General features: G+C 37.6%; 12 protein-coding genes. 4 read left to right on the top strand and 8 right to left on the bottom strand.

Going from position 1 to position 13,262, the window contains the following annotated elements:
* Nucleotides 1-254, top strand: a 254-nt coding sequence (locus ACK4HO_RS06045; protein WP_409663993.1) for a CAP domain-containing protein, incomplete at its 5' end; no start/stop codon positions are given.
* Nucleotides 255-321: 67 nt separating this feature from the next.
* Here the strand turns inward: ACK4HO_RS06045 and fumC are convergent.
* Complete coding sequence (gene fumC, locus ACK4HO_RS06050) at nucleotides 322-1,707, bottom strand: class II fumarate hydratase (protein ID WP_409663995.1); 1,386 nt, start codon at nucleotides 1,705-1,707, stop codon at nucleotides 322-324.
* A 245-nt stretch (nucleotides 1,708-1,952) separates the two neighbouring features.
* Between fumC and ACK4HO_RS06055 the strand changes: the two genes are divergently transcribed.
* Nucleotides 1,953-2,126: a hypothetical protein gene (locus ACK4HO_RS06055; protein ID WP_409663998.1), complete on the top strand. Its 174-nt coding sequence runs from the start codon at nucleotides 1,953-1,955 to the stop codon at nucleotides 2,124-2,126.
* A gap of 53 nt (nucleotides 2,127-2,179) precedes the next feature.
* On the opposite strand, the gene ACK4HO_RS06060 is transcribed toward ACK4HO_RS06055, so the two are convergent.
* Both ACK4HO_RS06060 and arsC read right to left on the bottom strand, forming a co-directional pair.
* Nucleotides 2,180-4,639: a TonB-dependent receptor domain-containing protein gene (locus ACK4HO_RS06060; RefSeq protein WP_409664001.1), complete on the bottom strand. Its 2,460-nt coding sequence runs from the start codon at nucleotides 4,637-4,639 to the stop codon at nucleotides 2,180-2,182.
* 91 nt (nucleotides 4,640-4,730) lie between these two features.
* Nucleotides 4,731-5,072, bottom strand: coding sequence for an arsenate reductase (glutaredoxin) (arsC, locus tag ACK4HO_RS06065; RefSeq protein WP_409664003.1), 342 nt, complete (start codon nucleotides 5,070-5,072; stop codon nucleotides 4,731-4,733).
* Nucleotides 5,073-5,143: 71 nt separating this feature from the next.
* Between arsC and ACK4HO_RS06070 the strand changes: the two genes are divergently transcribed.
* A complete protein-coding gene (locus tag ACK4HO_RS06070; protein ID WP_409664006.1) occupies nucleotides 5,144-6,094 on the top strand; it encodes a CPBP family intramembrane glutamic endopeptidase in 951 nt (316 codons plus the stop codon).
* Nucleotides 6,087-7,127 (top strand): AMP-binding protein, encoded by a 1,041-nt coding sequence (locus ACK4HO_RS06075; protein ID WP_409664009.1) that lies wholly within the window; start codon nucleotides 6,087-6,089, stop codon nucleotides 7,125-7,127. The genes ACK4HO_RS06070 and ACK4HO_RS06075 overlap by 8 nt, the downstream gene beginning before the upstream one ends.
* Before the next feature lie 65 nt (nucleotides 7,128-7,192).
* Here the strand turns inward: ACK4HO_RS06075 and ACK4HO_RS06080 are convergent, their stop codons facing one another.
* The 5 genes from ACK4HO_RS06080 to ACK4HO_RS06100 form a co-directional block, all read right to left on the bottom strand.
* Entirely contained in the window at nucleotides 7,193-7,618 is a 426-nt protein-coding gene (locus ACK4HO_RS06080) for a DoxX family protein (RefSeq protein ID WP_409664012.1), read from the bottom strand.
* Nucleotides 7,619-7,697: 79 nt separating this feature from the next.
* Entirely contained in the window at nucleotides 7,698-9,317 is a 1,620-nt protein-coding gene (locus tag ACK4HO_RS06085) for a M1 family metallopeptidase (protein WP_409664015.1), read from the bottom strand.
* Nucleotides 9,318-9,365: 48 nt separating this feature from the next.
* Nucleotides 9,366-11,030 (bottom strand): pseudouridine synthase, encoded by a 1,665-nt coding sequence (locus ACK4HO_RS06090; RefSeq protein ID WP_409664018.1) that lies wholly within the window; start codon nucleotides 11,028-11,030, stop codon nucleotides 9,366-9,368.
* Between the two features lie 56 nt (nucleotides 11,031-11,086).
* On the bottom strand, nucleotides 11,087-11,506 hold the full coding sequence (locus ACK4HO_RS06095) for a DUF5004 domain-containing protein (RefSeq protein ID WP_409664021.1): 420 nt from the start codon (nucleotides 11,504-11,506) through the stop codon (nucleotides 11,087-11,089).
* A 30-nt stretch (nucleotides 11,507-11,536) separates the two neighbouring features.
* Nucleotides 11,537-13,165: an acyl-CoA carboxylase subunit beta gene (locus ACK4HO_RS06100; RefSeq protein WP_409664024.1), complete on the bottom strand. Its 1,629-nt coding sequence runs from the start codon at nucleotides 13,163-13,165 to the stop codon at nucleotides 11,537-11,539.
* Nucleotides 13,166-13,262: the final 97 nt, after the last annotated feature.

The raw sequence follows: 13,262 nt of genomic DNA on the forward strand, positions 1-13,262 counted from the left end.
TTGATAACAACGTGTTCAACCACGATTACTTCCAACAACGTTCTGATAATTTAATCAGAGTATTAGGCGCAGAAAGAGTTAGCGAGAACATCGCCTACAATTATCAAACGGCTGAAAGTGCTTTTGCAGCTTGGTTAAGCAGCCCTGGACACAGAGAAAACATAGAAGGTGATTACACGCACTTAGGAATATCAGTTACCATCAATCCGGAAACCGGAAGAAAATATTACACCAATATGTTTATGAAAAAATAGTTTGATTATTGTTTTGTTTGATTTTGACAGATCTCTGAAAACCCGCCTCTAAAGCGGGTTTTTTAGTTTATACCATGTCTTCGGGTTTGACCCAAAGATCAAAATCTTCCCTGGAAACATAACCTAACTGAATAGCTTCTTCTCTTAAGGTTGTCCCGTTTTTGTGTGCAGCTTGCGCAATTTCTGCGGCTTTATAATAACCAATTTTTGTGTTTAAAGCAGTAACCAACATTAGTGAATTATCGACTAATTCCTTAATGCGCTTGTGATTGGGTTCAATGCCTTGGGCACAATGTTCATTAAAAGAAATACAAGCTTCGCCTATTAAGGTTGCCGACTGTAAAAAATTGGCCGCTATCATAGGTTTAAATACATTTAACTCAAAATGACCTTGCATGCCTCCGATAGAAATGGCTACATCATTACCCATTACTTGAGCACAAACCATAGTCAAAGCTTCGCATTGGGTTGGGTTAACTTTTCCCGGCATGATAGACGAACCGGGTTCATTTTCAGGAATTAGAATTTCCCCGATTCCGGAGCGCGGACCGGAAGCTAGCAATCTGATGTCGTTAGCGATTTTATTTAAAGAAACCGCCAGTTGTTTTAATGCACCGTGAGCTTCGACAATGGCATCGTGTGAGGCTAAAGCTTCGAATTTATTGGGAGCAGTTACAAATGGATGACTTGTGAATTGGGCAATATACTCAGCGACTTTTACATCATAACCTTTAGGAGCATTTAATCCGGTGCCGACAGCAGTTCCGCCTAAGGCTATTTCGAACAAGTGTGGCAAGGTATTTTTTAGCGCTTTTAATCCATAATCCAATTGGGCTACATAACCTGAAAGTTCTTGACCTAAGGTTAAAGGTGTCGCATCCATTAGGTGTGTTCTTCCGATTTTGACGATATTTTTAAATTCTTTGGCTTTGAGGTCTAAAGTATTGCGTAGTTTTTCAATTCCCGGAATGGTAATTTCTGTGATAACTTTGCATGCCGCGATATGCATGGCAGTAGGGAATGTATCGTTAGATGATTGCGATTTGTTAGCATCGTCATTGGCTTTAATCCATTGTTCACCTTCACCGATTTTTAATCCGGCTAGGACTTGGGCTCTATTGGCGATGACTTCATTGACATTCATATTGCTTTGGGTGCCTGAGCCGGTTTGCCAAATAACTAAAGGGAATTGGTCATCTAACTGACCGGCTAAGATTTCGTCACAGACTTTTGCAATGGCATCGCGTTTTTCGGAAGCCAATGTGCCTAAATCACAATTGGTGTAAGCGGCAGCTTTTTTTAAGTAGGCAAAACCTTTTATGATTTCTTTTGGCATTGAAGCACTTGGACCGATTTTAAAATTGTTTCGGGAACGTTCGGTTTGTGCGCCCCAATATTTATCGGCTGGGACTTTTACTTCTCCCATAGTGTCACGTTCAATTCTGTATTCCATAATTATGCAGTTTTATAATTTAGCCCGGATAGGAGTGAAAATCCTTTTTATTGCTTAGCATACATTCCTTCGATTGCGCTCAAGGTGACAAAGCGATAAAAAGATTGTAGCGGATAGCCGGAAATAGCTCCTTAAAATTAAGCTAAAAATTGTGGATAAACTATTTAATAAAAAAGGTTTTGTTTTTTGGCTACAATAAATATTACGCTTACATTTGCATATAATTCAAAAAAATTCCGGAAAACATGTTTGAATTTTCACAGTATTTAGGTTTCTTGGCTTTCTTAACCATTCTTACGATTGGTTTTTGGTTGATGATTTTCTTAATCACTTTCATCGTTCCTTATTGGATTTTTGGTGGTGTTAGAGAATTATTGGCAGAAAGAAAAGCCCAAAAAGAAGCCGAGCAAACAGCCTAGTTTTGAACTAGATGTTTATAAAAAAAGCCCCGAGTTTCGGGGCTTTTTTAATTTTATGATCCTGGGAAATCTCCGCCGTCGTCTTGTTGACCGTTACGCGGTTTTCTTTCTTTTTCGTTTTTCTGTACGTTGAAACGATATGTGAAAGAGAAGTTGATTTGTCTCACTCTCCATTGCATTTCGCCATAAGAGTCTACTTGTCCCGGAATATAAGTTTCAGAAATTCTCTTTCTGGAATTAAATACATCACTTACATTTAGTGAAACGGTTCCTTTGTCTTTTAAAATATCTTTGCTGAAACCAAGGTTCATACTAAAGTTTCCTAAACTTTTTCCTTGGGCTTGTTTTTGTTCACCGTTGTAAGTAGCATTGGTTTGCCAATCTATTTTATAAGGCAAGGTTATTTTTGAGGTTAGTCTGGTAAACCAAGAAGTGGCACTAAAATCAAAATTTTGCGTAACGAGGATGTCATTTAAATCGGTGTAAGTGTAATCTCCATCCGTTTCGTTGTAGAAGAAGTTGAAATTACTGTTTAATTTCCACCATTTGTAAGGTGAATAATTTAAGGTAAATTCAAATCCAACTCTGTATTGTGTAGCCAAATTGATAGGCGTAGTAATGATTACCGGTATATCGTTTTGTAATTCACCGTTTGGCCTTCTTACCCATTGGAATGAATCGGTAGTTTTGTTCCCGTAAAGTGATGTGTTGAAGGTTAATTTGTTCCAACGTTTGATATAGCCTAAATCGATAGCATCGGTAAAGGCCGGATTTAAATCGGGATTACCTATAAAGATGTTTACGTTACTGGATAAGTTGTTGAACGGATTTAACATTCTTCCTCTTGGTCTTTGAATTCTTCTGCTGTAACTGATGGAAGCGCTGGTTTGTTCACCGATTTCATAGGTAAAGAAAGCACTCGGAAAGAAATTATCGTATTTTTTGTTATTGAAATCAGCTGTTGCTAATTGGTTTACATGAATATCGGAATCTTCCCAACGCGCACCGAAAAGGAAAGAGAATTTTTTGACTTTGAAACCATAACTGCTGTACAATGCACTAACATATTCTTTATATTCTAAAATATTGGTGAATTGTGGCTCTGGAATTCCATCATTGACTACACTATAATTAGTAGTGTTTTTTGAAAAATCACCTTTATAACCGAATTCAAATTGGCTTCCTTTTCCAATGGGGTAAACATAGTCTGCCTGAAATAAATTTCTGCTTTGCTTTTGATTGTTGGTAGTTTCGTCTAATCCGACGACATTGGTATTGGTTGCGGTATCAGAAATCAAAGCTAAGTTTGTATCTGTATTGGAAGAGAACGAACCGTCAACAGTTAGTTTGTGGCCTTCTTTCTTAAAGTTTTTAGTAAAATTGGTTGAGTATTCTACATTCTTACTTTTACTGTCTTCGTAGTTGATACGATTTCTGGTGTAATCATAAACGCGGTTGGCATCGTAATAGTTTTGCAACACATTATCGATATTGTAACCGATACTTCTTCTGAAGTTGACAATGTTCGTCCAAGTGAATGATTTAGTTAAGAACCAATCGAAACCAAAATTTCCATTGTAAGATTCATTCAAACGATCATTTTCTCTGGTTTCAAACAAATAGTTTCTGGTTGAATTGTCATCATTTAAATACCTCGAGTTTGTTAATGCTTTTCCGGGACTGTTTCTATTGCTGTAACCTTGAGTGGTAAACAAGTTAAAATTTTCTTCTTTGTAGTTTATTGTTCCGCTCAAACTATTGTTTTTTGGATCTCCAATGCCGCCGATGAATGTTCCGTTGATGCCTTGGTTTTTCCCTTTTTTCAAGATGATGTTCAATAATCCGCCACCGCCTTCAGCATCATAACGTGCTGATGGATTAGTGATTACTTCCACTTTTTCAATGGCATCAGCCGGAATTAAACGCAAAGCTTCGGTGATGTTAATGGCATTGGATGGTCTGCCGTCAATTAAGATTCTCACGTTTTCATTGCCACGCAAACTCACATTTCCTTCCACATCTACAGAAACTGAAGGGATATTGTCTAATACATCGCTAACGGTTCCGCCTTTGACCATCAAGTCGTTTCCAACATTGTATACTTTTTTATCTAATTTTATTTCAACGGTTGTTTTTTCGGCTCTAACGACGACTTCGTTTAGTTGAGTAGCATCTTCTTCCAATGAAATGGTACCCAAATTGGTATTAGCGGAAAGTTGTTTGCCTTTAATTTCGGTAGGCTTAAACGAAATAAATTCAATAATGATGTCAAATTCACCCGCAGCAGCATCTACTGAAAAGTTTCCTTTGTTATCAGTGATACCGCCAAAAACTTGTTTGAGATTTTTTGTGTTTTTTAAGGTAATTGTAGCGTATTCTAAAGGCAATTTACTTGCTTTATCCGTTACATTACCGGTGACAACTATTTTGGCGCGTGCAGGATTTTGTTGTGCGAATGCTAAAAAGGTGTAAAAAAATAATAATAAGGTTGTGATAATCTTAATTTTTTTCATCTAAAATGTTTTGTTCTTGCTTGAGAGTGCAAAAATACACTTTGGTTTAAGGGACAATTCACAAATGTTTGTTAAATGTACACCTATGGTTTTAGAGGAATTTTTCTAGTTTTTCAAGGTCGCGACCAATGATAGCTTGGTTTCCTTTAATAACTATTGGTCGTTCCATGAGTATTGGATATTCAACCAAAGCTTTGATTACTTGATTATCAGTCAATGTTTTCCCTTTAAAATTATCAATCCATATGGATTCCTTTTGACGAACTAATTCTATTGGGTTAAGATTTAATTTATGTAGTAACTCTTTTAATTCACTTTCGGAAAGAGGATTTTGCAGATAGTTTCTGATTTCGTATTCGGTTTTAGCTGCATCAAGAAAAGCCAAACAATTTCTCGATTTTCCGCATCTTGGATTGTGGAGTATTTGTAACATCTTTTTTTAGGCAAAGTAATAGATATTAATAGAAAAAACTTAATTTAGGCGAAATAAAATCACCAAACCTTATGTTTATAGAAAACGGTTTTTTTCCTGAAAATAAATTTTGGAAATATATTGTAGGCTCAATACTGATTATTGTAGCGTCAACTATCGGTCAAATCCCCTTTGCTGTTGCTGTAGCGGTCAAAGCCATGACATCAGAAGGAAGTTACCCAACAACCAACGAAGCAGTTATGCGTTATTTGTCGCCTAATCTTACTCTGTTTTTGTTGCTTTTGTCTTTTGTTTTTGGGTTTGCAGGAATTATTTTAGTGGTCAGATATTTTCACAGACAAACGCTTTTATCAGTCACTACTTCCAGGTCCAGAATTGACTGGGGAAGAATCTTTTTTGCCTTTTTTGTATGGGCCATTTTTGCAGTGGTTTCAACAGTTGCCTTATATTATTCAACACCGGAAAATTTTATTTGGAACTTCAAACCGATTCCATTTTTGATATTGGCTATTATCGGAATTTTGTTAATTCCCATTCAAACGAGTACTGAGGAATATGTTTTTAGAGGGTATTTAATGCAAGGTTTTGCTGTTTTGGCAAAGAACAAGTGGTTTCCGTTGGTGATGACTTCATTGATATTCGGAACCATGCACATTGCGAATCCTGAGGTAGAAAAAATGGGTTATATTGTTTTGATTTATTATATCGGTACCGGTTTATTTCTTGGTATTATTACCTTAATGGATGAAGGAATGGAGTTGGCTTTGGGATTTCATGCTGCCAATAATTTGGTTACAGCGTTGCTCGTTACTTCGGATTGGTCAGCTTTTCAAACGAATTCGGTACTAAAAGATGTCTCGACACCTTCAGTAGGATTTGAAGTTTTGACACCAGTCGTTATTATTTTTCCGTTGTTATTATTTATCTTTAGTAAAAAATATAAATGGACCAATTGGAGAGAAAAACTCATTGGAAATATTGTAAGCGAAGAACCCATCCAAAATAATGAAAGTCATGAATAGCCCAACCTACGAAAACGTACACAATCAATTTAAATTGAATGGATTTCACCTCAACCACGAAGACTTATGTCGTGTGGCTTATAGTTTTATTAAAGAAGGTGAAGATTTTGAAAAGCCTGTCGGAGATTTTCTTTTAGATTGGTTTGACAGCAAAGATTATATCGAAATGCAAACTTCGGGAACAACCGGAGCGCCAAAAATAATTACTGTAAGCAAACAAGCCATGGTCGAATCGGCTTTGGCGACAGGAGATTTTTTTGAATTGCAACCCGGAAATAAAGCCCTGCAATGTTTACCGGTTAAATATGTGGCCGGAAAAATGATGTTGGTTCGTGCCATGATTCTCGGTTTAGATTTAGAATTTGTGGCGCCTAGTTCACATCCGATGCGTAATAATGAAATTGACTATGATTTTGTTGCTATGGTTCCGTTGCAAGCTCAAAACTCATTGGCAGAATTAAAGAAAGTAAAGAAAATGATCGTTGGCGGTGCAGCTATCAATAAAAATTTAGAAAAGCAATTGTTGAAACTCCCAACCCAAGTTTTTGAAACTTACGGTATGACAGAAACAATCACTCATATTGCTGCCAGAAAATTAGGCGAAAAAGCTTTTACCGTTTTGCCCGGCGTTACGATTTCCTACGACGATAGAAACTGTTTGGTGATTCATGCCCCGAGAATTTCAGATGATGTAATTATAACCAATGACATTGTTGAATTGCTTAACGAAAATCAATTTGTTTTCCTAGGTCGAATGGACAACGTGATTAACAGTGGTGGTATAAAATTAATCCCTGAGCAAATAGAGGAGAAGCTGGCAAACAAGATACAACAACGTTTCTTTATCACTTCTAAACCTCATACCGAATTGGGAGAAAAAGTAATTCTGGTTATTGAAGGTGAAAAGCACGATTTAGGTGACGATATTTATGAAGACTTAGACAAATATGAAAAGCCTAAAGAGTTGGTTTTTATTCCCAAGTTCAAAGAAACCGGCAGTGGAAAAGTCATGAGGAAAGAGACGATGCAATAAATCAAAAACGCACTAAAGTAAACAAACCTTAGTGCGTTTTTTGTTGTTATGGGAATTACAACATTTTATTTTTGCATTTTGAAATAGTAGTCCGCCGAATGTTTACCGCTTCCGTAAATAGTGTAAAAAACACTCAGTGCCAAGGTAACTGTGGCTATAAGTAAATTCATTGCATTCATTTCGCCAATGAAGTTAATTAAAACCGCACCCAACAGAATTGGCAATTGCGCTATCAATGCCCAACGGGTCAGTAGCCCAAAAATAATCATGATACCGCCCATAATATGAGCCGAAGCAATGTAGTGAAAAGTCAACATGCCACCGAGAAAATTACTGACCGGAGCAATTAAGTCTTCAAAATCTCTACTGTTACTAATAAAATAAGCGCCTTTATAAATTAAAAATACACCCAGAAGAATTCTTAGTGTGTCAAACCAAATTGTCGAATGAGCATTGGCCCATTTGTTCAAACCTTTTACTGAAGTATTCATAATAAGTAAGTTTAAAGTTTAATCTAAGTTACTATTTATTAATTAGATACAGAAAAGAATCACGCTTTTTTTGAGTGTATTAACGTGTTAAGATGTAAAATTTATTGGCTAATATGTTGACTTGGTTGATTTCTTTGACTTTTAAATCTGTAGAAGACCAATTGCTTTTTGGGTAAATTCTGATGGTTTTGTTCTCTAAAACAATGTCGACAGGCATTTCAAAGTCGGCCTCCACATTGGTCCAGCGCGCTTCTAACTTGCCTTTGGTTGTTTTCAAGTCAAGCTTAGGGATAGTAGTTTTGTTTAAGTACTGATTGAAAACCGGCGTCAAATTCATCCCGCTTTCTTTGTTGAAAAAGGCAATAACGGTTTCGTTGTCAATGATTTTATGTCTGAAAGTATTGGAATAATCCAAAATCATTTTCCACCATTTAGCATCATCATTTACAATATGGCGCAAGGTATTGAGTAACAAAGCACCTTTGGGATACATATCGCCTGAACCTTCACTATTTACGCCATAATTTCCAATGATTGGTCGGTCGTTTTGAACATTCATGCGCAAACCGTTGGCGTATTGCATGGCTTTTTCGTAGCCCAATGTGCATTCAACATAAACAATTTCGGTGTATTGGGTAAAGCCTTCGTGTACCCACATATCGGCTATGTCTTTAGTCGTGATACTGTTTCCAAACCATTCGTGACCACTTTCGTGAATGGTAATATAATCAAAAGTCAGCCCGATTCCGGTTCCCGACAAATCCATTCCTAAGTAACCTTTGAAATATTTATTACCGTAGGCTACAGCGCTTTGGTGTTCCATACCTAAATAAGAAGTTTCCACTAATTTATAACCATCCTCTTTAAACGGATACTCGCCAAATTTACTTTGGAAACAATCCATCATCGGTTTTACTTCTTCAAAATGGGCTTTGGCTTTGGCTTCGTTTTCACGTAGTACATAATAATCTAAGTCTAAACCTTTGTAGTTATCATGCAGGTGAACATAATCCGCAATATTAACAGTGATGTCGTAAGTATTTATCGGATTTTTAACTTCCCAATCCCAGCGCGTGTAACCGTTTTTTAAATCCTCTGAACCTAAAAATCGTCCGTTAGAAACATTCATCAAACCGTTTGGCACTGCTACTTTTATGCTTGCACCTCTATCGGGTTCGTCGCTTTGAGAATCTTTTACAGGATACCACAAACTCGCGCCGGTTCCTTGAACGGCAACGCCAATCCAATCTTTGCCATTTGAATCTTGACTAAACACAAATCCGCCATCCCAAGGCGCACGACGAGCAATAATAGGTTTTCCGGAATAATAAAATCTAATCGACTGTTCCGGCATGTCTTTTAGTAAAGGCGTTGGGAAATTGATGAAAACAGCGTTGAATTCTCGGTCGTAAGTGAGTTTTCTTTTGTTGTAAACTATACTGTCGACTTTCATGTTTTCGAATAAATCGATTTGGATGGCCGTGGCATTTTCAAACGGTTTAAAAGTAATGTCATTGTAACCGATGATTGTTTTTGTTTTGGGATCAATTTTGATATTCAAATCATAGCGTAAAACATCAAAACAAGTTCGTTCCGGACGCAATCCGCCTTGTAGCGTGTCTTTTCGGGTGAATGCTTTTTGCGCCATTAATGATTGAAAACCAAGTAATAGTAATGAATAACCGATTAATTTTTTCATGTGGAAGTATTTCTTAATGAGTCTCAAAACCCATTATTTGTTACGAATCTAAAATGCTGCAGCTACAGTAACCGTAACCGTCTCTTTTGAAATGGGATGACTAAAAGTAATACTTTCTGCATGCAAATGCAAACGATTCGCTTTAGTTCCGTATAAATCGTCGCCAACTATTGGTGTATTGAGGCCCAAATTATGAGCGGCATGCACCCGAAGTTGGTGTGTTCTGCCGGTAATCGGGTAGAAGTAGACTAAGGTTTGATTATTTCTACGTTCAATCACTTCCCATTTGGTTTGCGCCGGTTTTCCATAATCGTAACACACCATTTGATTTGGGCGATTGTCTAAATCAACGCGCAATGGCAAATCAATCAAGCCGCTATCTTCTTTTAGTAATCCGTCAAGTAAAGCAACATAGCGTTTTTTTACTTTTCGTTTAATGAATTGAGATTGTAATTCTTTATGAATTTCGCTCGACTTAGCAATCAAAAGCAATCCCGAAGTTGCCATGTCTAAACGATGAACAATCAATGGTCCGGTAGCATTGGGATAAAGTTCGGCTACTCGTGCCGAAACAGAATCTGTAACTTGTTTTCCCGGAACCGAGAGGAATTCAGCCGGTTTGTTTACTATGGCCAAATAATCATCTTCAAAAACCACTTCGAGTGATTTTCCTGCAGCCGGATTGATTCCGAATGGATTTTCGTCCATAGGAATATCTTTGAGCATGTGTGCTAAAATGGGTTCGCACTTCCCGGTACACGCCGGATAAAACTGCCCGTGTTTTCTAACTTCTGATTTGGGCGATTGTCCCCACCAAAATTCTGCCATCGCAATGGGTTTCAAGTCATGTTGAAAAGCGTAATGCAATAGCTTTGGTGCCGCACATTCTCCGGCGCCGGCTGGTGGATTGCCATTAAAAATTTGGGCCAAACTTTTTAATTCTTGGTACTGATTGAGAAAGGCATATTCGGCAAAAATCTGCTGTTGCAACGCGGCCGATTTCTGACTGCGTTCTTCTTTGAGTTGGTTAATTTTATGGGTAAATTGGCTCAGTTTCTCTTTGGTTTCGGAAAGATGATTTTCTAAATAGTCGTTTAATTCTCGGAAAAGGAACTTGTCTTTTAAACTTTCTCGGACCAATTCATTCATTATTTTTTCTAAGGAAGTCGCATCGGTAATTTCAGCTTGGGCTTTTTTGCGTTGTAATTTACGTGCCTTTTTAGCTTCACTCATTTTGATTTTCTCGGCTTCTAATTTTGCTGTAGCCAAAGAGCTTTCTGTTTGGAGTATTTCACTTAAGCGAAGAAACTCGGGATGGCTTTCTAAAGTATCTACTTCTGAATTTATAGCGGTTAGTTCTTTTATTCCAATTAAAAAAAAGCTATTTTCTTCCAACATATCAAAAACCGTTGGCACAAATAAAGGCAAATGGTTTTGCTCAGCCAGTTTCCCGGAGAATGCCCAAAGATAACCTAACTCGCTATCAGCCTTTTGAACTACTAGAACGCCAAACATTTTTCCAATTACTAAACCTTCTTGTCCAGTATCTAAGCCAAAGTTGTGTTCAAAATCGGTTTGGGTTTCGAGGTAGTTTTGCAATTCACTTGCAGCAATCACACTCAATTCATGTGGTTCGTAGTAGAATGGAAAAGTGAATTTCTCGGGTAAAGTAATACCTGAAATGTTTTGTTTGAAAGCGATAAAATGAGTCATAGATTTCATCGTTGCAAAGCTAAAAAAGGAAATGGGAATGTTTGCTAAATTCTGATTTATTCCTTTAATAAAAGTTTCAAATTAGCAATCGTAGGAATTTCAGATTTGTAAAATTGAAGCGATGTAGGCACCACTTTATCGGAGGTGTCACGAGGTGATTTTTTAATAACTCTTGCAGTTGTACCGGTGAAATTCAAAGTGTGGTCTTTGTCTAAATCTGAAGTTTCTGTCGTGAATTTTATAATCTTATTTTCTATTTTCCAAGTTCCTTTACCTTTTGTGTAGTATTCATTCGTATTGTTATTGATATAACTCGTATAAAGAAATGTCTTGTCGGAATTCAATTGAAGTTTGTAATCAATGATTTCACCTTTTACTGCTTTTACATAAAAGATATAAGTTCCGGTATATTCTTCGGTTTGAGCAGAAAGGCCTAAATTTATTGTTGCGAAAATGAAAAGCAGTAGTTGTTTCATGGCATTTATTTATCTGTAAAGTAATTGAATTTAAACCTGTATCACACCCAAATTAAATTTCTTCTCAATAGGCGAATGATTCGCAGCTTCGATTCCCATGGAAATCCAAGTACGGGTTTCTAAAGGATCAATAATCGCATCGGTCCATAATCTTGCCGCGGCATAATAAGGAGAAACTTGCGCATCATAACGTGCTTTGATTTTATCAAAAAGTTCTTGTTCTGTTTTTTCATCTACGGTTTCGCCTTTCGCTTTTAGGGAAGAAGCTTCAATTTGAGCCAATACTTTTGCGGCTTGCGTTCCGCCCATTACGGCGAGTTCCGCACTTGGCCAAGCAAAGATTAATCTAGGATCATAGGCTTTGCCACACATCGCGTAGTTTCCGGCACCGTATGAATTACCTACAATCACCGTGAATTTTGGTACCACCGAATTGGAAACGGCATTCACCATTTTGGCTCCGTCTTTAATGATGCCTCCGTGTTCGCTTTTGGAACCGACCATAAATCCGGTTACGTCTTGCACGAACACTAACGGAATTTTCTTTTGGTTACAGTTGGCAATAAAACGGGTGGCTTTATCGGCAGAGTCAGAATAAATTACACCTCCAAATTGGATTTCGCCTTTCTTGGTTTTCGAAACGGTTCGTTGATTGGCTACAATACCGACAGCCCAACCGTCAATTCGGGCATAACAAGTGATTATGGATTTGCCGTAATCAGGTTTGTACATGTCCATTTCGGAGTTGTCGACCAAACGTTTGATAATTTCCATCATGTCGTATTGTTCGGCTCTCGATTTAGGTATTATTCCGTATATTTCTTTTTCGTCTAAGGCTGGTTTTATAGGTTTTTCTCTATTGAATCCTGCTTTTTCGTAATCACCAATTTTCCCTACGATACTTTTGATTCGGTCTAAAGCATCTTTATCGTCTTTGGCTTTATAATCGGTCACGCCTGAGATTTCGCAGTGCGTTGTAGCTCCGCCAAGTGTTTCGTTATCTATGTTTTCACCAATAGCGGCTCTTACCAAATAGCTTCCGGCCAAGAAAATACTTCCCGTTTTATCCACTATCATCGCTTCGTCACTCATAATTGGTAGGTAAGCACCGCCGGCAACACAACTTCCCATCACCGCGGCAATTTGGGTAATACCCATGCTGCTCATAATCGCATTGTTTCTGAAGATGCGTCCGAAATGTTCTTTATCAGGAAAGATTTCGTCTTGCATTGGTAAATAAACACCGGCAGAATCGACTAAATAAATAATCGGCAAACGATTCTCCATCGCGATTTCTTGGGCACGTAAATTCTTTTTAGCCGTAATCGGAAACCAAGCACCGGCTTTTACGGTAGCATCATTGGCCACGACTATACATTGTTTGCCTTTGATGTAACCCATTTTAACCACAACGCCGCCAGAAGGGCAACCGCCATGTTCTGCATACATTCCATCACCCACAAAAGCGCCAATCTCTATACTATTTCCTTTGGCGTCAAGCAAATAATCGATGCGTTCCCGAGCAGTCATTTTGCCTTCGGAATACAATTTTTCAATGCGTTTTTCGCCGCCACCAACTCTGACTTTGGCAAAACGTTGCTTTAAATCGGTGAGTAAAAGTTTGTTGTGATCTTCGTTTTTATTGAAGTTGATGTCCATGTTGTGATGAGTGTAATGATGTTTATTTTAATCGGAGGCTAAGCTACGAAAACGTTTTCAATAAGAGAAATGAGAGTTCTTTATGCTTAAATCTTTA

The sequence above is a fragment of the Flavobacterium sp. genome (genome assembly GCF_046296355.1).
In the GTDB taxonomy this organism is placed as follows: domain Bacteria; phylum Bacteroidota; class Bacteroidia; order Flavobacteriales; family Flavobacteriaceae; genus Flavobacterium.